Genomic DNA, 22269 nt, shown 5'->3' with positions numbered 1-22269 from the left:
AACATTTTTTGATATAATTGTCAGGTTATATATTAGAAACCCTCAGGTTGTTGAGGTGTCCACAACCATGGCTCGCGCGAAAGCTGCGCCGGATCAAATTCCTCCAGTAACTCTTGGACGCTCGAAACGCCCACGTAGCCGAGCGATTCCGCGATTTGCGACACAACATCCTCCACGCTCTTCCCGGCAAGCATCTCCCGCAACGTCACCGCCCCATCGCGCTTTGCCAATCGACGCCCCTCCGGCCCCACCACGAGCGGCACATGAATATAAACGGGAACTGTGAGCCCTAAGCGGTCGGCAAGGTACGCCTGAGCCGGCGCTGAAAACAACAGATCGTCTCCGCGCACTACCTGATCCACACCCTGGTAGCCGTCGTCGACGACCACGGCCAAGTTGTACGCCCAATCCCCCGCCTGCGCCTGGTCGATGCGCCCGCCGCGTTTCAAGATCACATCGTCCACCGGACCCGTGTATTCACCCTGGTAGAAGTCGCGCACCGTCCACTCTTTCACGTGCGCGCGCAGCCTGATTGCCGGGAGGCGGCCTTCGGCGTGGAGCTCGGAGCGTCGAAAAGCTCGCTGCTCTTCTGAAAGATCGCGGCAGGTGCCCGGGTACATGCCGGGCTGGGCGTGGGGCGCGGAAGCGGCCTCGCGGATGTCGCGGCGCGTGCAGTAACACTCGTAGGTATCCAGGCGGGACAGCGCATCGGCGTACGCGTCGCCGCGGTCGTGCTGGTACATCACCGGCTGATCGAAGTCGAGGCCGAGCATCTGCAGATCCTCGATCTGGCGCTGCGCGGACTCCGCGGACGAGCGCTCCGAATCAATGTCCTCCACGCGCAGGTAAAAGTTGCGGCCGGTGTGGCGCGAGAACAACCACGCCAACACCGCGGTGCGGAGGTTGCCGAAGTGGAGATCACCGCTGGGGCTCGGGGCGTAACGGCCGGCGGGAGCTTGAAAATCAGACATGTGTGCCATGATAAAGCGCATGTCACCCCGCGTTTCCCGCTCCCCGTACCCGTACCTGCTCGCCCTGTTCTGCGCAGTGTTTTTGATCTCCAACATCACCGCGCAAAAAGGCGTCGCGCTCGGGCCGCTGATCACCGACGGCGCGTTCTTCCTCTTCCCCATCTCCTACGTCATCGGCGACGTGATCGCGGAGGTCTACGGGTTTCGCGCGGCGAGGCGCGCCGTGTTCACCGGCTTCGCCATCGCCGTCATTGCAGTGTTGTCCTTCTATATAGCGATCTGGCTGCCGGCCGCGGATTTCTACGACATGAACGACACCTTCGCCGCCGTCCTCGGCCTGCTTCCGCGGATCGTGGTGGCCTCGCTGACCGGCTACGTGGTGGGGCAACTGCTCAACGCGTGGGTGCTGCAGCGGATGAAGGACCGGTTTGGTGCTGGGCATCTGTGGGCTCGTCTGATCGGCTCCACCGTGGTCGGCGAATTCGCGGACACCTTATTGTTCTGCTCGATTGCCGCAGCTGTGATTGGCATCGACTCGGCCGGCGCGTTTGCGAACTACGTGGCGGTCGGCTTCCTGTGGAAGACGCTGATGGAAGTGCTCCTCCTGCCGGTGACCTACCCGACCATCGCGGCAGTACGCCGCGCGGAGGCGTCCGTTTAAACCAGGCTTCTTCCGCCCGCAGCCGTTGTGGTTGCGGGCTTTTTGCTTTGCGACGGCGTCCTGCCGCCGCAGCGGGGGTAAAGAACGGGGGTAGTGGGGGTTTCCGGATTGCTGAACAATCTGCGGATCATTGAACAATCCAGGGGTTTTCGGGGGTTTCTGGGGGGAAACCACCAAATCTGAGAGAGTATGAATTGTATGGTCAACCGGAACATGCAGGTAGATGCGGAATTGCCGAAATCCATGCTGGAAAACACCTTAAGGTGCATAAAATGCGGTGATAGTGGATTGTTCAACCATCCGCGAGCGTTGCCGGATTGATCGTTGAACAATACTGACGAAACCCCGGACCGCGCCCCCGGATTGATGAACAATCCGCAGGCCAAAACGGGTGGAAACGTTGAACAATCCGGAAAGAATGCTCAACGATTTACGGAATTTTTCAGCCTGGCGGCGAGCGGTTTACCTGCGCATATTCGGTGCATAAACTCATGGATGTCACAAAGAGAAAAACACACACCAAGGAGTCACCGAGATGCGAGCAGCATTCCGAAACACCATCGCCGCAGCAGTTGCCGCAGCCATCGCCATCTCCGGCGCCGACGTCGCACACGCCGCCCAAGAGATCGAGCTCGCACCGGTGCGCACCAACACCGCCACCCTCGTTGACTCCGACGGCGACGGCCTGCCGGACATCTGGGAAGAGCAAGGCGTCGTCCTCGCCGACGGCACCGAGATCCCCCTGCCGGATTGGGGCGCGGACCCCGAACGCCCGGATCTGTTCATGCAGCTGAACTGGATGTCGTCGGAATACGACACCTTGAAGTGCGACACCCACGCGGCACGCGAGTGCGCCAACGCCAACCGCACCTCCTACGCCCCGTCGACGCAGAGCCTGGACGATTTAGTGGACCTGTTTGCCGACCACGGCATTAGCCTGCACATCGACGCTGGCGAGCACTACACCAACATCCCCAACTACTCCGACGCCCACGGCGGCGAGACGCTAGAGTACCGCGATTCGTACTTTGACCCGAGCAAGTTTGAGGCGTTCCAGCTCATTAACACCATCAACAACCTTGGTGACCGCGCCAACATCTTCCGCCCCGGCGTGCTGGGCGATAGGATGCGCGCTGGCTCCAACGCCACGGGCCTGTCGCTGGTGGGCGATAACTCCTTCTACGTGGCTAACCCGGATGGCCGCGCCAACGAGGAGCAGGTGCGCAACACCATCCTGCACGAGTTCGGCCACACCCTGGGTCTGCGCCACTGGGGTGCTCAGCAGTACGTCACCGACATCGCTGAAGGTTCCCCGATGCAGGCCGGTTACCAGTCGGTGATGAACTACGACCGCCAGTTCGACTACTTCAACTACTCCGAAAAGCCGTACTTCGCCGACACCCCGGCGGGCAAGGTCCTCGTCCCCGCCGACTGGGACTCCCTGGTACTCGACAACCCGCGCATCGGTGCCTACGCCGAATCCATCGGCGCCCGCGTCACCGCACCAGTCGAAGCCGAAAAGGTCGAAGAAGACATCGAAATCGAAACCCCGGCACCCGTCGAGGTCGCAGAACCCGAAGTCCCCGCCGAGATCGAAGCAGAAGTAGCTGAGGTCGACGAGGCTGAAGAGGCTGAGGCACAACCCGGCGTCGTCCCCGCCGAGCAGCCCAAGGCCGAGCAGAAGGTGGAAGCCAAGGCCAAGGCCGAGGCCCCGAAGCAGGCTAACAACCAGGTCAACGTCGCGGCCATCATCGGCGGCGTCGTCGCGGCCCTGGCAGCCCTCGGCATCGGCGCAGCATTCCTCGCAATGCGCTAAGGCTTGAAAGCTAAGGCCAGCAGGTAGGTATAAACCAACAAGCGGGCCCTCCCGAAAAAGGGAAGGGCCCGCTTTTGTGTCTGCTACTTCCCCGCGTAGTAGCGGCCAAGGAACTCGTCACGGTAGGCCTCGTAGTCGCCGGCGTCGATGGCGGCGCGGATGTTGTCCACCAGCCGGATCATGAACTCCAGGTTGTGCATGGTACACAGCGTGCCGGCCAAATACTCCTTTGCTTTGAGCAGGTGGTGGATGTAGGCGCGGGAGTAGTTCTCGGAGACGTAGCCGCCGAACTCCTCGTCCACCCCGGCGAAGTCGCGCTTGAACCGGGCGCCGGCGAGGTTCAGGCGCCCGTCCAGGGTGTACACCCCGCCGCGGCGGCCCAGGCGGGTGGGCGCGACGCAGTCGAAGGTGTCGGCGCCGGCTTCGACGGCGGTGAAGATGTCGTCGGGTTCGGATATGCCAAGCAGGTGCCGCGGCATCGAAACGGGCAGCTCATCGGTGACCCAACCGACGATGGTGCCCAGGTTCTCCTTCTCCAGCGCGCCGCCGATGCCGAAGCCGCCGAAGCCACGGCGGCCCTCGTCGCGGGCCTCCTTATCCAGGTCCAGCAAACCACGCACCGCCTGCCGGCGCAGGTCCTCGTATTGGGCGCCTTGGACCACGCCCCAGAGGGATTGGAGGGGTTTGTCGGAACGTGCCGTCGTCAAGCGGTCATGCTCCAGCAGGCACCTGCGGGCCCAGCGGCGCGTGCGCTCGACTGAATGTTCCTGGTAGGCGCGGGTATCCACGAGGGTGGTCAGCTCGTCGAAGGCGAACATGATGTCGGCGCCCAGCTGGTGCTGGATTTGCATGGACACCTCGGGCGTGAAGCGGTGGGACGAGCCGTCGATGACGGATTTGAAGTCCACGCCGTCGTCGTCCACGCGCGCCATGCGGTCTTTGTTGGCGGCGCGGATATCACCCTCGGTCAGCCCGGCGGTGTCCATGGCCAGGACCTTCTTGAAGCCGACGCCGAGGCTCATCACCTGAAAGCCGCCGGAGTCGGTGTATGTGGGCCCGTGCCAGTTTTCAAAGGCGGCCACGCCCCCGGCCTCGTCCACGATGTCGGGGCCGGGCTGCAGGTACAGGTGGTACGCGTTGGACAGAATCGCCTGCGCGCCGGTCTGTCGGATCTGCTCCGGCGTGAGCGTTTTCACGGTCGCCTTCGTGGCCACGGGGATGAACGCCGGGGTCTGGATGTCGCCGTGCGGGGTGTGGATCACACCGGTGCGGCCGTGGCGGCCCGGCGCGGGCTCGAGTTGGGTGCGGGCCTCAAACGTCACGTCGGTCATGCGTGTTCCTTTTCTAGATCGGTGCCCTCGACGTCCACTTCGGGCAGGAGGCGGTCGAGCCATGTGGGCATCCACCAGGTGGAGCGGCCCAGGATGTACATGGTGGCGGGGACGAGCGCCATGCGGATGAAGAAGGCGTCGAAAAGCACGGCGACACCGAGGGCGAAGCCGAAGATTTGGATGAACGGCAGCGGCTGGTCCAAAAAGGCGATGAACACGGCGATCATGATGATCGCGGCGGCGGTGACCACGCGTGCGCCCTGCGCGAAGCCGTCGACGGTGGATTCGTGGACGGCGCGAAGCTTATCGACGTTTCCACGTTTCAGATACGCCTCACGAATGCGAGTGACCAGGAAGACCTGGTAGTCCATGGCCAGGCCGAAGGTCACGCCGATCATGAAGATGGGCAGGAACGACAGGATGGGTCCCGGGGTGTTGACCAGGCCGAACAGGCCCTCCTGGAAGACCAGGACGGTCACGCCGAACGCGGCGCCGACCGAGAGCAAAAAGCCCAAGCCTGCCACGAGCGGCACGAGGATGGAGCGGAACACCACCATCAGCAGCACGATGGCCAGGCCCACCACGATGGTCAAGTACAGCGGCATAGCCTCGGCGAGCTCTTCGGTGATGTCCATTTGCACCGCGGTCAGGCCGGTCAGGCCGATGTCGGTGCCGGTGGCATCCTCCACCTGGCCGACCACGTCGCGCACGCCGTGGGCGACGGCGAGGGTGCGCTGCTCCTCGGGGCCGCCGTCCGGGGTAGCCAGGATCTGTGCGGCGGTGAGGTCATCGTTGGCGCCGATGAGTTGGGCGTGGGTGATGCCGCCGACGGCACCGACCTCGCCCACGGTGTAGATGAAGCTGGCCATCGCGGCCTTCTCGGCGTCGCCGCCGGCCTCGTCCGGGATGGCGTCCATGTACGGCTGCAGGATCTCCGAATCCGGGTTGACGCTGTGTGCGTCCACCACCAACAGCAGCGGGGCGTTGACGCCGGGGCCGAAGCCCTCCGCCATCAGGTCGGCGGACTTGCGCTGGGTGGTGTCCAGGTTGGAGGTGGTGTCAGACGGCAGCGCCATCTCCAGGTTCAGCACCGGGATACTCAGGGCGCTGAGGCCCAGCACGACCACGGCCATGACCAGGCCGGGGGCCTTTTCCACGAAGCGGACCCAGCGCCGACCCATGGAGTTTTCGTCCAGGTCCTTGCCCGGGCGCTTGCCGGGCCCGGGGTTGCCGGCCAGGCCCGGGATCTTGCCGGCGAACGCCTTCGAGCCCCACAGGCCCAGCAGCGCGGGCACGAGCGTGAGCGCCACCAGCACCGAGATCGCGACGGTGGCCGCGGCCGCCAGGCCCATCCAGGTGAGGAACTCGATGCCCGCCAGCGCCAGCGCAACCAACGCCGTAAACACGGTCGTGCCGGCGAAGACCACGGAGGAGCCGGCGGTGCCCACCGCCATGCCCGCGGCCTCGTCCGGCGGCAGGTCCCGCGATTCTTGGCGGTAGCGGGAGAGGATGAACAGGGCGTAGTCGATGCCCACGGCCAGGCCGATCATCACGGCCAGCACCGGGGTGACGTTGTTCAGCTCCACCCAGTGCGTGGTCAACAGCACCAAAAGTGCGCCGATGCCCACGCCCACTACGGCGGAGATCAGCGGGATCACGGACGCGGCAAGCGAGCCGAACGTGACCACCAGCACCACAAACGCCACGCCCAGGCCCACCAGCTCGGAGGTGGTCTTCACCGCGATCGGGTCGCCGAAGCCGGCGCCGCCGGCCTCCACCTGCAGCCCGGCGTCGCGGCCCAGCTGCATGGCCTCTGTCACCACGTCGCGGTCCGCTTGGTCCACGGACATCGAAGACGGGGCATCGAAGTCGAAGGTGGTGTAGCCGATGCGTGCGTCGTCGGAAAGCATCCGCATGTTGTGCGCATCGGCCTCAGCGCGCTCGGGCGGCATGCCCATCTGCGACATCTGGTCGATGATGGTGCGCTGCAACTCATCGTTGACCTGCACCGGGTTGCCGAAGCGCTGCCCCTCCACGCCCAGGTGGTCGCGGATGTAGTCGACGGTTTTGTCCATCGCCGCCATGTGCTCCGGGGTGTCCAGCCGCTGCCCTTCCGGCGCGGCGAAGACCAGGTTCACGCTCGGCGCGGTGGCCACGTTGCCCGCGTCGGGGAAGTTCTCCGCCATGGTGTCCAGCGCGTCAATGGCCGGGGTGTTCTCGATGGCGAACTCGTCCGTGAACGGCCTCATCAGCGACAACGCGCCGGCGGCCGTCGCCCCGAGCAGCAACAGCCAGGCGACGACCACCCGCCACTTGTGCAGGTACGACCAGCGCCCGAGTTTGTACAGCAGTTTCGCCACGTAAAAGACCCGTTCCTTCCCGCCCGCGGCCGCGCGAGCGTAACCCGGCCCATCCTAGTGGGCACCCCCGACATGCGAAAAGCCCCCGTTTCCGGGGGCTTGACACTTTGGCGGTAGCGGCGGGATTTGAACCCGCGGTGGTTTTACCCACACTCGCTTTCGAGGCGAGTACCTTCGGCCGCTCGGACACGCTACCGCCGAACAGATTAACGGCAGCGCTGCCGGATAACCAAATTAGCGGTCAGCCTCGTTCTCAGCCTCGTCGCGCTTGTCCTCGACCTTTGCCGCGACCTCGTTGGCCTTGTCCTTGATCGCGTCGCCAGCCTCGGAGAGCTTCTCCTTGGCTGCGCCAGCCAGCTGGTCAGCCTTGCCCTCGTTGGCCAGGCTCTCGTTGTCGGTGAGGTTGCCCAGAGCTTCCTTAGCGCCGCCCTTGAGCTGGTCTGCCTTGTCCTCAATACCCATGATGTTCTCCTTTGTTCGTTGGAATCAGTTAGGTGCCCCACTATAGGTGCGAACGGCGCGGCGTTGGGTAACGATTCAATTACTCCTCAGACCTTCAAAGAACTCGCCCAGCATTCCGGCAGCTTCCGCCTCCAGCACGCCCGCTCGCACCTCCGGGGTGTGCAGGTGTCGCGGGTCCCGGATCGCGTCCAGCACACTGCCCACAGCGCCGGTTTTCGGCTCCCACGCACCGAAGACCAGCGAGGACACCCGCGCCCCCAGGATCGCGCCGGCGCACATCGTGCACGGCTCCAGCGTCACCACCAGCTCGCAGCCGTCCAACCGCCACGTCCCCAACGTCCGCGCGGCGTCGCGGATCGCTTCCACCTCGGCGTGGGCAGTGGGATCGCAGTTCGCTTCTCGACGGTTCACGCCCCTGCCCACCACCTCCCCGCCAGCATCAAACACGACAGCACCCACCGGCACGTCGCCGGCGGGTGTCTGTTTGGCGGTCTCGAGCGCGACGCGCATGCGCTCCTCGGCGCGCCGCAGGCTAGCCGACAACGTCGTCCAACTCGTCGCCGAAGCCGAGTTCGTCGGCGATTGACTGGGCGAGGTCGGCCGGGTCCGCGTCGTCGTCAAGCAAAATGCTCATCTGCTCCTCGGACAGGCCGAGGTCCGTGAGGATGTCGAAGTCCCCGTCCGCCCACGCGTCCACATTGTCCAGCTCGTCCGGGTCGATGTCCGGGATCTCGGCGCCCGCCTCATCCAAGATGTCGGCGGCGAAATCGTCGTCCACCGCCATCGTCGCATCCGAGATGAGCACGCGGGTTTGCGACGGCCCCGGGCGCACGATGACCAGGTAGTCCTCCTCCACATTGAGCAGCGCAAACGCCGGCCCCTCCGCGCGCAGGTTGCGCACCGCGGTGACGGATGTGGAAAGGTCCGAAAAATCGTCGTCGAACTCGCGCACACGCCACGTGCCGCCGGTGCGCTCGACGGTGACTGCGTACCCGTCCGGGAAATCCTGGCTCATGGTGTCGAAGCGTAGTCCGCGTCCGCGGAGGTGTCACTAGACTGTGTGCGGTGACTACACATCAGCTGCCCCCAGTGTGCATCGTCGGCCTCGGACTCATCGGCGGATCGCTCATGCGCGACCTGCACTCGCGCGGCGAGCGCGTCTACGGGTTCACGCTGCACGGCGCGGGTGCCGCGCGCAGGGACGGCTTCGACGTGTCCGACTCCGTGGAAGAAGTGCTGCGCCGCGCCGAAGACGACGGCGCCCTGGTGGTCGTGGCCGTGCCCATGCGGGCCGTGGCCTCGGTGCTGGACCAGGTGGCCGAGCTCGCGCCGTCGTGCGGCATCACCGACGTGGTCAGCGTGAAAAAGCCGGTCTACGACCTGGTGGTCGAACGCGGAATGGAGTCGCGCTACGTGGGCGGTCACCCCATGGCCGGCACTGAGTTTTCCGGGTGGACCGCCTCCCAGGAAGGGCTGTTCGCAAGCGCCGCGTGGGCCGTCACCTTCGATTACGCCCGCGAGCACCCCGGCGACCCCGAGTGGGCCTCACTGTTCACCGTGGTGTGCCGCATGGCCGCGGTGGTCGGCGCGGAGGCGGTGCCGGTGTCCGTGGACCGCCACGACGAGGCCGTCGCCCGCGTGTCCCACCTGCCCCACGTGATCGCCGAGGCGCTGGCGCTTGTCGGCGACCACGGCGGCACCCTGGCGCAATCCCTGTCCGCCGGGTCCTTCCGCGGCGCCACGCGCGTGGCCAGCACCGACCCGGAGCTCGTGCGCAACATGTGCGAGACCAACGCGGAATCCCTGGTGCCGGTGCTGGATGAGTTCATCGACCTCCTCCAGGGCGCCCGCGATTCCCTGTCCGGCGAGAGCAGGTCGCTCGAGGACCTGACCAAGTCTGGCCACCGCGCCCACCTGCGCATGGCGGCGCGCAAGGGGGCGCGGCGCGAGTCCGTCTCGCCCGTGGAGATCTCTTCACGCCCGATCATGCGCGTGCACCCGGGCACCCCGGGCTGGGAGAAACAGCTGGTGCAGATCGAGTCCGTGGGCGGGCGCGTCGAGGTGTTCTAGTTTCGGCTGACGTAGCAACGCAAAAGGCGGCTCCCCTGTGTTTGGGAGCCGCCTTTTGTGTTCTACGCGGGCTTACTGGTTCTCGCGGCGACGGCCCAGGGCCAGGTAAGCACCGCCGATGAGCACGGACAGCACGCCGATCGCGATAATTGCGCGCATCGGGGTACCGGTATCCGCGAGATCACCGTCGCGCTCCGTGTCCTCGTCGGAGGAGGTTGCGCGGGTGGACGTGTTCGCCTTGGCCACCTTGGTGGAGTTGCCGTTGCGGGTGACCACCTTCGCGGACGGGGTCACGCTGGTGGAGCGGCCCGTGGAACGACCCGTGGTGCTGCTGGAAGTGACCTTCGTGCCGCCGAACGTGGTGTTGGTGCTCTTGGTGCTCTTCGAGCCGCCCGCGCCCGCGGCACCCGCCAGTCCGCCAGCGCCAGCCAGAGCGGCCGCCGGGGCGAGGAAGGACGACGCCACCGGACGGACCTGGTCGAGGACCTTGAGCACCTGGTCCGGCTTGCTCAGCGTGGAGGACGGGGTCGCGTTCGGGTCGCGCGGAAGGACGAGCTCGGCCTCAGTGTCGCCGCGGCGGATAACCACGTCAGCGTTCTTGTAGCCCTTCGGAGCTTCCTTCAGCGTGAGCTGGACGAGCTTCGCGTTGTCCTTCTTCGGGTCGATAGTGACCTTGCCGCGGCCGTTCGCATCGGTGGTGCCGAAGACGCGGCCATCCTCGCTCTTGAACTCGGCGCCCTCGACGAGCTTGTCGTCGGCGGTCTTGACCAGGACGTCCACCTCGATGAGGCCGTCATCGCCCTGCGCAGCGGTCTTCGTAGTGGTCGAGGACGTGGTGTCCTTCGGCGCCGCGACGGTGGTGGTCGCGGAAGCATCCTCCCCCTTCGGGAGGACGAACTTCACGGACTTGGCACCGCGCTGAACCTCGGCGACAGCCACGCCCCAGTTTTCCGGCGCCTGGTCGATCGCCAGGTTAAAGGTGTCCTTGCCGCGGGACGCATCGTCCAGCTTCAGGGAAACCTTGCCCTTGCCGGACTCGTCGGTCGCGCCGTCGACGGTGCCGTCTGCGCTCACAAAGCTGGCGTCCCGCACCAGGCCGCCATCCGCGGTGACAACCTCCACGTCAAGCTCGACGACCTCAGCGTCCCGCTGACCAACGCTCGGGGCCTTCTTGGACGGAGTCGGCTCAGCGGTGGTGGTAGCAGAAACCGTCGCGGAGCCAGCGCCGGCAGACGCATCAGCAGCCGTGGTGGTCGGCTCACCGGAGGCCGGGGTCTCGCCAGCGGCGGACTCCGGCTTCGCCTCCAGGCCGGCCACGGCCTTGTAGTTGTCCTCTTCGGTGCGGTCGGTCTCAACGTCGACGATCTTGCCGTCGACAAGCTTGACAGCGTTGCCTTCGCCGTCAGCGAAGAAGGTGGCGTCGTCGGCGAGGTAGGCATACTCGAACGCGGCGACGTCGGCCAGGTCGACGCCCTTGCTCACCTCCGCCGGAGCCTCAGCGACCTTCGCGTCCTTCACGTTCAGGGTGTAGCGCGTCGCCTTGCCGTCCTTGGTGGCCAGGGCGACCAGCTCGCCGTCATTGTCGGTCGGAGCCCACGCAAGCTCCGGCAGGTCGCGCACACCCTCGACGGGCTTCTTCACAAATTCGAGGTTTTCCGGTTTGCTCTTCGGACCGGTTTCGTCGTCGGCGAGGTCTTTGGCGTAGACGGTTTCGCCGTCGAAAAGCACGAGCGTGCCGTCCTGAGTAAAGGCTGCGGAGGTGATCTCCTTCGCCTCGACGCCCGGGATCTCGCCCAGGTCCTTCAGGTTGCCGGTCTGCGGGTGGATGCGCAGCAGGTGGCCCTCGTCGGACACGGCGTAAAGACGGCCGTTGGTCGGGTTGCTGGCCATGGCGCTGTAGGTGTGGTTGTCAGAGGTGAGCTGCACACCCGAGGTGCCAGAGCCGGCGGCCGTCGCCGAGACGATCAGGGAGGCGAAGCCCTTGAGGATGTCGGCCCACTCCTGCGTGGTGTCCGCCTTGGTCGTGGGGGCAACATTGCTTGCCGACGCCTTCGGTGACCCCTCAGCCGACTTCACCGACGTCGTTACCGGCGCGGCGGTGGAAGAGGATGCCGGGGCGGCGGAGCTTTTGTCCTCCGTGGAGACGACCGGAGCCTTCGACGTCGTGGACTCCGAGGACGGAGACGTGGTTTCCGCCTTCGCAACGGGCACGAGCGTCAGCGTGCCCGCGACAGCAGCGGCGAGCGACAGCCCGGCGATGCGGTTGACCTTGGAGTTTGCAGCCATTATTACCTCTCGAATGTGAAAAAGCGCGCGAAAGCCCAAAAAGCACCTACGAATGTATACGTTTCATCGCGCTGTCTCAATATTTATTGCCTGTAAAAACACAGCGCCCCGGTCTCGCCGATGCGTATCGACGAGACCGGGGCACGTTCTATAACTCAGCCATGGACTAGAGCCCTCGGGGCCTTAGTTGGCGGCCTCTTCCGGCTTTGCCTCCGGCTGGGCGTCGGCCTCAGCCTTCTTGGAGCTGCCACCCTCGGAGCTGGAGCTGCTGGAGCCAGCAACATCTTCAGTGCCCTCAGCGTCTGCCTTGGAGGAGCTACCAGCGGAGCTGCCCTCCTCGCTCGGCTCGAACCAGCCAGCCTCACAGCCGGCGTAGAAGATACCGGTAAGCAAACCAGCAATAGCCAGCAGAGCGACGCCGCCCGCAGCAGCCGGGGCTGCGGGGTTGATCTGTGCCAGCTGACGGTTCACCTGGTCGATCTGCGCCTGCCACTGGCCCTGGATCTCAGTGACCCACTCCGGCTGCTGGAAGCCGATGCCAAGGTCGACGTTCGGCATAGCCTCGCGGATTGCCGCGTTGGCCTGAGCGGAAATCTGGTTCAGCTCGTCCTCGAACATCACACCGATGCCGCCCATGACGGCACCAAGCAGGCCGAGCGGGACCAACCACGCCACCGGGTTGGACACGGAGGACGCAGACGCCAGGCACTTGCCCAGGGAGCTGTCTTCCTCTTCGCCCTGAGCGCCGCCCTCGGAGATACCAGCGGTGCGCGGGGTCTCAAGCTGCAGGTTGATCACCTGCTCGGCCTTGTTGACCTCGAATTCCTTGGACTCGAGGACCGCACCCGGATCGAAGGAGTTGTTCTCCGGATCCTTCGGATCGACCAGGCGCAGGTTGCCCGGGCTGTCAATCTTCAGCGTGTACTTGCCGTACGGCGAGCCTTCGAACAGGACATTGCCGTCCTCATTGGACTCACCGGCGAAGGACGGGGTGCCGTCGGTCGGTGCCAGCGAGATCTTCAGGCCAGACAGGCCCTCGTCCGGGTCCTGCTTGCCGTTGCCGTTCTCGTCGACCCAAGCAACCACCTGGACATCGCTAGCGTCCAGCTCTGCACCCTCGGAGACCACAACGTGGGCGTTGCCCTTGATGTTGTCCTTCGGGGAGATGATCAGCACGGACGACGGATCCTCGCCGTACTCCGGCTCACCCGTGTAGCCGTCGCCGCGGCCCGGACGTGCCGGCAGCTCGCCACGAGCCTCAGCGGCGTTGTGGTGCTTCGCACCCGGGTTGAGGCCCTCCGGCAACTCAGCGCTGAAGACGACGCGCTCGCCCGGCAGCAGCGTGCCGGTGAAGCCTTCCGGCTCCTTCACGTCGAGCTGGTAGCACTGGCCGTCCTCTGCCTTTTCGGACGCCTTGACCGGCTTGCAGTTGTCCTCATCCACGCCGTCCTCGTAGACGATGTCGGTGAGCTTGACGTTGACCATCGGCGTGGAACCAGTGTTCTTCACCTCGTAGGTGAAGCCCAGCGGGGAGTTCGCCGATGCCTTCACCGGCTTGTCCTTGTTGGTGGCGAAGCGGGCATTGACCTTCTTCTCCACAGCGCCACGCAGGAACTTGGTGTAGGCGGAATCCGGCAGGGAGCTGACCTTCTCACCCTTGGAGGTGACACCACTTGCGGTTGCGACGTTGTTGAAGTCGAACGCGTCCTCCGGCGCCTTCATCTTGGCATTGAAGACCTTCGAGTCACCCGGGGCCAGCTCAGACTCAGCGGTCCAGCCTTCCGGCATGGTCAGCTCGATGTTGCGCTTATCCAGCTCCGGATCGTCGAACGTGATGTTCTTGATCGGCTCGTCGCCATCGTTGGTGACGATCAGGGCATAGAGGAGGTCCTCACCGTCCTTGACGGTCATCACATCGTCGACGAGCTCGCCGTCCTTGTTCTTGACCTTGCCGTTGTTGTCGGCGTCACGGCCCCAAACTCGCTTCTCAAGCTTCAGGGACTTGTTCTGGGTCAGGTGGATCTCCGGCAGCTCGACATCCTCGCCAGCGCGGACCGGCACCTTGATCGGATCAACATCGTTGCCGCGACCCGGGGTGAGGATCTCCACTTCGTGGACACCCGGAATGACGTCGTCGATCGCGAAGGAGCCGTCATCCTCGACCGGAATGACGCGGGAGTTGCCGCGCGGATCGGTCACCACAACGGTGGTACCCGGCACAGCCTTGCCGTTGCCGTCGTCGATGCGGCCGACGATGGACTGCGTCTTCGGTGCCTCAACCTTGATCTCAACCGGGGTGGACTCGCCTTGCTTGACAGTCACGGTGCGGTTGATCTTGTCGCCCTTGATGTCGACATCCGGCCAGCCCTCAGGCAGGGTGACCTCAAGATCGAAGTCGGCGACACCCTCCGGGAAGTACTTGAAGTCGATCGGCGGGGTGACAAAGTAGCCATCCGCGTCGACCTCGATCGGGACCTCGTAATCGAACGTCTCACCGGTCTCCGGGTCGGTAACGCCCTTCTTCACCAGCTTGATGTCAGAGCCAGTGATAGGACGGTTGGACTCATCGACCAACCAGCCGTGGACAGAGCCCGGCTTCGCAGCCGGCTTGTTCTTATCCAGATCAGCGTTCGGCTTGGTCACCTCGATCGGCGGCAGCTTGGAGGTCTCGCCCTTCTTTACCGGCACAACCTGCGGCTTCGGATCGTTGAAGCCGTCCGGCGCGTCGACGATTACCACGTAGTCGCCGTCCTTCGGCAGCTCCGGCACCTCGAAGTTGCCGTTCTCGTCGACCTTAATCGGGTCGCCAACCTGGTTGCCGTCCTTGTCCTTGACGATCACCGTCGGCGGCTGCGGCTTGCCGTCCTTATCCTTCGTGGGCGGAAGCGGGTTGCCCTCCGGGTCGGTGACAGTGCCAATGATGCTCGGGTTCTTCTCATCCGACTTGGGGGTCGAGGAAGGCGCGGTCGTTGCCGGCACGGCAGTCTTCGGCGTCGTCGGCTCGGACGGCTTAGTGACCTGCTTCGAGGTGGTCACCTTCGTCGTGGTCGACGTGGCCGGATTCGGCGTCATAGTCGTCGGCTCGGACGGCTTAGTGACCTGCTTCGAGGTGGTCACCTTCGTCGTGGTCGACGTGGCCGGATTCGGCGTCATAGTCGTCGGCTCGGACGGCTTAGTGACCTGCTTCGAGGTGGTCACCTTCGTCGTGGTCGACGTGGCCGGATTCGGCGTCATAGTCGTCGGCTCGGACGGCTTAGTGACCTGCTTCGAGGTGGTCACCTTCGTCGTGGTCGACGTGGCCGGATTCGGCGTCATAGTCGTCGGCTCGGACGGCTTAGTGACCTGCTTCGAGGTGGTCACCTTCGTCGTGGTCGACGTGGCCGGATTCGGCGTGGTAGTTGTCGGCTCTGCCGGGTTTTCTGGGGCCGGTGCTTCCGCCGGGGTAAGCACCACGTCAATGCGACCCGGTGTCTCCTTGGTCACCGTGACCTTCGGAAGTACCTTGTCGTCATAACCAGGAGCAGTCACCGTGACCTTGTAATCACCAGTGGGCACCTTCGAGGTATCAATCGAACCGTCAGCCTTGACCGGCACCTCCAACGAATCATCATTGCCGTTAATACCCTCCAACGTCACCGTCGGATTCTTAACCCGCTCGCCATCAGCGCCCTTAACCGAACCAGACACCGAACCAGTCGAACGATCCAGCTCAACCTCAATGGTGTTCGGCCCCTCCTCGGTCACCGTGACCTTCGGAAGCACCTTGTCGTCATAACCAGGAGCAGTCACCGTGACCTTGTAATCACCAGTGGGCACCTTCGAGGTATCAATCGAACCGTCAGCCTTGACCGGCACCTCCAACGAATCATCATTGCCGTTAATACCCTCCAACGTCACCGTCGGATTCTTAACCCGCTCGCCATCAGCGCCCTTAACCGAACCAGACACCGAACCAGTCGAACGATCCAGCTCAACCTCAATGGTGTTCGGCCCCTCCTCGGTCACCGTGACCTTCGGAAGCACCTTGTCGTCATAACCAGGAGCAGTCACCGTGACCTTGTAATCACCAGTGGGCACCTTCGAGGTATCAATCGAACCGTCAGCCTTGACCGGCACCTCCAACGAATCATCATTGCCGTTAATACCCTCCAACGTCACCGTCGGATTCTTAACCCGCTCGCCATCAGCGCCCTTAACCGAACCAGACACCGAACCAGTCTCACGCGTCGTGGAGAAATCCACCCCAGTCACACCCGACGTCGTCACATTCTTCTGCTGCGCACCAGACACCGAGTACCCAGCCGGCACACCATCGACAACCTTGACCTCAGTATCCCCCGTCGGCACACCAGCAATCGAATACACACCACCGCGGTCAGTCACAGCAGTCTTGCCGCCAGCCTCGACAGTGACACCCTCAACACCACTGCCGTCCGGATCAATCACACGACCAGACACCGAACCAGTCTCACGCGTCGTGGAGAAATCCACCCCAGTCACACCCGACGTCGTCACATTCTTCTGCTGCGCACCAGACACCGAGTACCCAGCCGGCACACCATCGACAACCTTGACCTCAGTATCCCCCGTCGGCACACCAGCAATCGAATACACACCACCGCGGTCAGTCACAGCAGTCTTGCCGCCAGCCTCGACAGTGACACCCTCAACACCACTGCCGTCCGGATCAATCACACGACCAGACACCGAACCAGTCTCACGCGTCGTGGAGAAATCCACCCCAGTCACACCCGACGTCGTCACATTCTTCTGCTGCGCACCAGACACCGAGTACCCAGCCGGCACACCATCGACAACCTTGACCTCAGTATCCCCCGTCGGCACACCAGCAATCGAATACACACCACCGCGGTCAGTCACAGCAGTCTTGCCGCCAGCCTCGACAGTGACACCCTCAACACCACTGCCGTCCGGATCAATCACACGACCAGACACCGAACCAGTCTCACGCGTCGTGGCGAAATCCACCCCAGTCACACCCGACGTCGTCACATTCTTCTGCTGCGCACCAGACACCGAGTACCCAGCCGGCACACCATCGACAACCTTGACCTCAGTATCCCCCGTCGGCACACCAGCAATCGAATACACACCACCGCGGTCAGTCACAGCAGTCTTGCCGCCAGCCTCGACAGTGACACCCTCAACACCACTGCCGTCCGGATCAATCACACGACCAGACACCGAACCAGTAGATATGCCGGTTGCGTCTTCAATGACAGTGTTTCCTACGTCACGACGAGCATGAGTTTCACTGTCTCCCGATAATGGCCAGGCGCCCCCCTTGTCCGCAACATCAAATTGGAGGCGCCCGGATGCAGGAATAGTCACCTCACGGTCCAGCCTTACAGCCACACGTAGAGGGTTATTGGGGTCTGCCGTCAAGGTGGCGCCTACTGTTTCGACCACGTTTTCCGGTGCGGTAGCTCCGCTCTTGTAAACGGTTGCAACCACTTTGGCATCTTCGAATTTCCGATCGCCCGTGACCGACGTACCAGGGTTCTCGAGAATGCGCATCGTGTAGCCCTGAAGTTTCAATGGCTGGTTAACGCCAGAACCTCGGTAACGTATCACATGGCGCCAGTCATCGTGCTCAATAGTTTCCCCCCCTACCTTTTCCTTTCGCTCCTGGGAATAGGAAAGAGCCTCAAGATTGGAAGTGTTAGCGACCTGAACTGCAACCTGAGCTACGGCAAATGGCGATGAACCCCCAACAACGCTCGGCACCGTCAAACCGGCCAGCGCCAGGGAGACGGACGTCATGCCGGCGATGACGGAGCGCTTGCCGGAGTGGCGGCGCGGGTTGCGGTCCGCGGAGGACATTGCGTTGTAACGCCCAGGGTTCAAGGGTCCCTGGGCGGCAGAGTCCGAGTTGAACTCGAACGGGGAGGAAGCGTTCTTCAAGATGGCTCCAATGGTTGTTTTTGTAAATGGGAGAAATTCGAGGAAGAAGTACATAGAACACACTTCTCCCGCGGAACTGCCGTAAAACCTACCAATTTGGACAGTCGCTTTCAAGCAAGCACCAACCTTGAAAACGCAGTTAATCAGGCCTTTTCCAGTTTTAAAAGGTTTTCTAAAGTTCCTAACAATGAGCGCTCAGGCGCCACCTAATCCTGAGAGAAACACAAAACGCCCCGAGCGGTACGCTCGGGGCGTTAAAAATTGGTGCGCCCGGAGGGATTCGAACCCCCAACCTTCTGATCCGTAGTCAGATGCTCTATCCGTTGAGCTACGGGCGCGTATTCAGTTCGTTGCCGTGCGGACAACGAAAAAGAACATTACACCCAGGTGAACTCACAGCCAAAACCCCAGGCCAAACCGGCAAACATCGCCCAAACCGAACCCCAACTACAACCCAAGCACCGCCTTGGCAATCGCGAAGTAGATCACCAGACCGGTCGCGTCGCAGAAGGTGGAGATGAACGGGTTGGAAAATACGGCGGGGTCCGCGCCGACGGTCTTGGCAACAATCGGCATCATGCCGCCCACGGTCGCGGACATGGCGCAGACACAAAATAGTGTGCTTCCTATCACAATCCCGATTTCTCGGCCGAAAACCGCCCACGCGATGCCCAATCCGAGCACGCCCAACACTGCTCCGAGTGTCGCGCCGACGCGGAATTCGCGCCACATCACTTTCAGGATGTCTCCTTTGGTGACGTCGTGAAGCGCAAGTGCCCTTGTCACCGTCGTTGCCGCCTGGTTGCCTGTGTTGCCGCCGGTGCCGGTGAGCAGTGGGATGAACAGCGACAGCACGGTCACCTGTGCGAGCGTGCCTTCAAACACCCCGAGGACCTGCACGGTCAGGATCGCGGAGAGTGCGAGCACCAGCAGCCACACGATGCGCGAGCGCACCAGCTTCAGCACCGGGGTGGACAGGTACGGCTGCTTCAGGGACTCGGAGCCGCCCTGGCGCGCGGTGTCCTCACTGTCGGCGTGCTCGACGATGTCGGCGGCCTCGTCGTGGGTGAAGATGCCCACCACACGGTTGCCGGCATCCACCACGGGAAACGCCAGCAGCCCGGAGGAGAGCAGGCGTCGCGCGGCGTCCTCGGCATCGTCGCTGACTTGCACCGACGGCCGCTCGCGCATCACGTCGCCGACGCGCGCGTCCGGCGCCGCCTTGAACAGGTCGCGAAGCCCCACCACGCCGCACAGCGTGCGCTCCGGGTCCACCACGGCAATGGTGTACACCGTCTCAAAGCGGTCCGCATTCGCACGAAGCTTCTCGACGACCTCCCGCACCCCCTCACCAGGACCAACCGCCGCCACGTTGGGACTCATCGCGCGACCGACCGAGCCCTTCTCGTAGCCCAGAATCAGGTCGGTGTCCGCGCGGGCATCCTCGTCCAGATCCCCCAGGAACCGCTCCGCGATCTCCGCGGGCAGGTTGTCCAGCATGCGCACGCGGTCCTCGGCACCCAGCGCGCTGAACAGCCCGGCGACGTCCTCGCGCCCGAGCGCCTCCACAATTTCCGCCTGGTGGGCGGGATCCAGCGCATCAAACGCCGCGGCCGCGCGCTCCGGCGGCAGCAGGCGGATAAGCACAGCACCGCGTTTCGACGGCTGCCGCTCCACCACGTGCACCACATCGTGCAACGGGATTTCCGCCAGCTCCTCGTGGAGCCCGTCCAAGTCGTCGGAGTCCAACCGGTGCCGGTTCAGTTGCTTTTCCAGGTGCGCGATCGCCGCCGCGTTGGCCGTAGTCACACGGCGAGGGTACCCAGGCTGAAAATTTTTGCGCGAGAAAGGGCAGATTCTTGGCGGTTGTATGTAAAGATCTACGCGTATTCTGCGATAGATGTCATACATCGCTGACAATCCGCTGAATCCTAAAAGGAGCCACCATGGCAAAGCCCGTTCGTTCCCGCCGCACCGCCATCGCGGCGGGCGCCCTATCCCTTGCCCTCGTGGCCCCGTTCATCTCCCCGGTTCAGGCCCAGGAGACCACCACGCCGACGAGTGAAGCTGAACCGGAACCGGCGGAGCAGCCGTCGACAAGCGAAGGCACCACAGCCGCCACATTCGAGCCGCGCTTCGACACCGCGAACTTTTGGAACGCCGATGAAGCTGTAGTTGAAGGGCTGCAGCTTCAGCCCGGCGACACCGTCGCCCCGCGCGCGAAAACCATCTTCAACTGGAACTTCCGCAACGACGACGGCACGCTGACCCTGATCCGCCCGCAGTCCTCGACTGCCTTCGCCACGGGCGAAAAGGACATCCCGGTGCGCGTGACCACCGCCGCGGGAAAGACCTTTGAGACGACGCTGCGCGTCAACATCATCGACGAGCGTCCGGGCGCCGAATGGGAAAACCAGCTGACCACCCGCTACCCGATGGACTTTGAGAAGTCCACGTCCGCGCAGTCCGTCGAGGGAATCACGCTGCCGGAAGGCGTCACTGTATCCAAGAACGGTGCCGCTCTGCCCACTGGCTGGACCGTCTCCAACGACGGCACCACCATCCGCGTCACCCCGCCGACCACGTTCAAGGAAGGCGACTTCGACCTTCCCATCAAGGTGAACGACGGCACTGACACGTTCGATGCCACCCTGAAGATCGCGGCCAAGAACCCGTCGAAAACCCCCGCAGAAACGGCGGGCACCGTCGCTGGCATCCTCGGCCCCATCCTGGGCAGCCTGATCGGTGCTGGCACCGGCGGCGGTCTGCTTGGTGGCTTGGGCGACATCCTCGGCGGTATCACTAGCGGCGGTAGCGACGGCGGAACCGGTGGCGGTGAAGGTGGAACCAACGGTGGCGGCGGCGGTGCTGGTCGCCTGATCAACGTGGTGATTACCAACAACGCGAACCCGTCGAACATCGGCAACAACAATGGCAGCCCGAACGTGATCATCACGAATAACGCCAACCCGAACGTGATCATCACCGACAACGTCAACCCGCGGGACAACTTTTCTAATAATGGCAATCCATCCGTGGTTGTCACGAACAATGCGAACCCGTCGGTGGTGATCACCGGCAATGCCAACCCGACCGTCGAAATCAAGGACAACCTGTCCAATAACGGCAACCCGTCCGTGGTCGTCACCGGCAACGCCAACCCGGTGATCACGGGCAATGCGAACCCGACGGTGAACATCTCCGACAACGGTTCGAACAACTCCGCAGTGATTACTGGCAATGCCAATCCGGTCATCACGGGCAATGCGAACCCGGTGATTACGGGCAATGCGAATGACAACGGTTCGAACAACTCTGTCTTGGTCACCGACAATGCGAATCCCGTGGTCACGAACAACGCCAACAACAACGGCAATGACAACTTCCGCGACAACGGGTCCAACAACTCCGCAGTCGTGACCGGCAATGCGAACCCGGTCATCACCGGCAACGCAAACGACAACCTCCGCGAGGCAGGATCGAACAACTCGGTCGTGGTCACCAACAACGCAAACCCCGTAGTCACGGACAATGCCAACAACAACGGGTCCAATAACTCCGTGGTGGTGACGGGCAACGCCAACGACAACCTCCGCGAGGCTGGTTCGAACAACTCCGCGGTGGTGACCGGTAATGCGAACCCGTCCGTGGTCATCACTGACAATGCGAACCCGTCGAACATCGGCAACAACAACGGCTCGAACAACAGCGTCGTCGCCACCGGTAATGCGAACCCGTCCGTGCTCATCACTGGCAATGCCAACCCGGTGGTCACCGGAAACGCCAACGGCGGCCTGGTGGGCGTCGGTTCCTCCCGCCGTGGTGGCCAGAACGGCGAGCCTGCCCCGGGCAACGAAGGCCAAGCCGAGAACGGCGGCTCCAGCCTCCTGGACGCCACCGTGGGTATCGAGGGCGGTTCCTCCGACCCGCGTTGCATCGCTTCCCTGGTGGGCCTGGGCCTGCCGCTGGTTGCTCTGATCCCGCTCGCGCTGGCCGGCCAGGTGAACGTCCCGGGCCTCAACGACACCGCCAAGCAGGCTGAGCGCGCATTCAACGACGCTGCCCGTCAGTTCAACGTCGAGCCCGCGCAGCTCACCGCCGCTGGTGGCGCCGCCGTTGGCGTCGTCGCGGCCCTGCTTGTGACCGGCGCCGTCCGCACCTGCATCCCGCAGGTCAACGGCGTCGATGTCACCATCGGCCGCAGCAGCAACGGCAACAACAAGCCGGCTGAGACCGTCGCCGCCCCGGTGGTGGACACCCGCCAGGCCTAAGCTCCCAACACCCGAGCCCCGCCCCGCCGGCGGGGCTTTTTCGCTATATCCCCCGACACATCGCGGCGGAATCTGTCAGAGCGCCCCATCGCCCCAGGTCGCCACAAACGCCCGCC

Annotated in this window: 13 protein-coding genes and 2 tRNA genes; 4 read left to right on the top strand and 11 right to left on the bottom strand. The window is 63.7% G+C overall.

Annotation, left to right across the window (positions count from 1 at the left end):
* Window positions 1-32: 32 nt before the first annotated feature.
* Window positions 33-971 (bottom strand): tRNA glutamyl-Q(34) synthetase GluQRS, encoded by a 939-nt coding sequence (gene gluQRS, locus H0193_RS09215; RefSeq protein ID WP_181889526.1) that lies wholly within the window; start codon window positions 969-971, stop codon window positions 33-35.
* Between the two features lie 19 nt (window positions 972-990).
* Between gluQRS and H0193_RS09210 the strand changes: the two genes are divergently transcribed.
* Both H0193_RS09210 and H0193_RS09205 read left to right on the top strand, forming a co-directional pair.
* On the top strand, window positions 991-1632 hold the full coding sequence (locus H0193_RS09210) for a queuosine precursor transporter (RefSeq protein ID WP_236883443.1): 642 nt from the start codon (window positions 991-993) through the stop codon (window positions 1630-1632).
* Window positions 1633-2167: 535 nt separating this feature from the next.
* Entirely contained in the window at window positions 2168-3448 is a 1281-nt protein-coding gene (locus H0193_RS09205; RefSeq protein WP_181889524.1) for a zinc metalloprotease, read from the top strand.
* Window positions 3449-3531: 83 nt separating this feature from the next.
* On the opposite strand, the gene tgt is transcribed toward H0193_RS09205, so the two are convergent.
* The 6 genes from tgt to H0193_RS09175 all read right to left on the bottom strand — a co-directional run bounded on the left by tgt (window position 3532) and on the right by H0193_RS09175 (window position 8616).
* Window positions 3532-4779 (bottom strand): tRNA guanosine(34) transglycosylase Tgt, encoded by a 1248-nt coding sequence (gene tgt, locus H0193_RS09200; RefSeq protein ID WP_181889523.1) that lies wholly within the window; start codon window positions 4777-4779, stop codon window positions 3532-3534.
* Complete coding sequence (locus tag H0193_RS09195) at window positions 4776-7139, bottom strand: MMPL family transporter (RefSeq protein ID WP_181889522.1); 2364 nt, start codon at window positions 7137-7139, stop codon at window positions 4776-4778. The genes tgt and H0193_RS09195 overlap by 4 nt, the downstream gene beginning before the upstream one ends.
* Before the next feature lie 108 nt (window positions 7140-7247).
* Window positions 7248-7335: transfer RNA gene (locus H0193_RS09190), tRNA-Ser, on the bottom strand.
* A 38-nt stretch (window positions 7336-7373) separates the two neighbouring features.
* Window positions 7374-7601 (bottom strand): CsbD family protein, encoded by a 228-nt coding sequence (locus H0193_RS09185; protein ID WP_181889521.1) that lies wholly within the window; start codon window positions 7599-7601, stop codon window positions 7374-7376.
* Between the two features lie 75 nt (window positions 7602-7676).
* The gene (locus tag H0193_RS09180; protein WP_181889520.1) at window positions 7677-8111 is read right to left on the bottom strand and encodes a nucleoside deaminase; all 435 of its coding nucleotides are present in this window, start codon (window positions 8109-8111) and stop codon (window positions 7677-7679) included.
* 22 nt (window positions 8112-8133) lie between these two features.
* Entirely contained in the window at window positions 8134-8616 is a 483-nt protein-coding gene (locus H0193_RS09175) for a tRNA adenosine deaminase-associated protein (RefSeq protein ID WP_181889519.1), read from the bottom strand.
* A 50-nt stretch (window positions 8617-8666) separates the two neighbouring features.
* On the opposite strand from H0193_RS09175, the gene H0193_RS09170 reads away from it, so the two are divergent.
* Window positions 8667-9671, top strand: coding sequence for a prephenate dehydrogenase (locus tag H0193_RS09170; RefSeq protein ID WP_181889518.1), 1005 nt, complete (start codon window positions 8667-8669; stop codon window positions 9669-9671).
* A 72-nt stretch (window positions 9672-9743) separates the two neighbouring features.
* Here the strand turns inward: H0193_RS09170 and H0193_RS09165 are convergent, their stop codons facing one another.
* The 4 genes from H0193_RS09165 to mgtE all read right to left on the bottom strand — a co-directional run bounded on the left by H0193_RS09165 (window position 9744) and on the right by mgtE (window position 19691).
* A complete protein-coding gene (locus H0193_RS09165) occupies window positions 9744-11957 on the bottom strand; it encodes a hypothetical protein (protein WP_181889517.1) in 2214 nt (737 codons plus the stop codon).
* Window positions 11958-12140: 183 nt separating this feature from the next.
* Window positions 12141-17162, bottom strand: coding sequence for a carboxypeptidase regulatory-like domain-containing protein (locus tag H0193_RS09160; protein WP_181889516.1), 5022 nt, complete (start codon window positions 17160-17162; stop codon window positions 12141-12143).
* Window positions 17163-18144: 982 nt separating this feature from the next.
* Window positions 18145-18220 (bottom strand) — tRNA-Arg (locus H0193_RS09155).
* 109 nt (window positions 18221-18329) lie between these two features.
* Window positions 18330-19691, bottom strand: coding sequence for a magnesium transporter (gene mgtE, locus H0193_RS09150; protein ID WP_392398647.1), 1362 nt, complete (start codon window positions 19689-19691; stop codon window positions 18330-18332).
* A 137-nt stretch (window positions 19692-19828) separates the two neighbouring features.
* On the opposite strand from mgtE, the gene H0193_RS09145 reads away from it, so the two are divergent.
* Complete coding sequence (locus H0193_RS09145) at window positions 19829-22153, top strand: hypothetical protein (protein WP_181889514.1); 2325 nt, start codon at window positions 19829-19831, stop codon at window positions 22151-22153.
* Window positions 22154-22269: the final 116 nt, after the last annotated feature.

It is taken from the genome of Corynebacterium haematomassiliense (genome assembly GCF_013978595.1).
Classification (GTDB): Bacteria; Actinomycetota; Actinomycetes; order Mycobacteriales; family Mycobacteriaceae; genus Corynebacterium; species Corynebacterium lehmanniae.
Note: the sequence above shows the minus strand (reverse complement) of the source record. Positions and strands in the feature narration are given on the sequence as shown.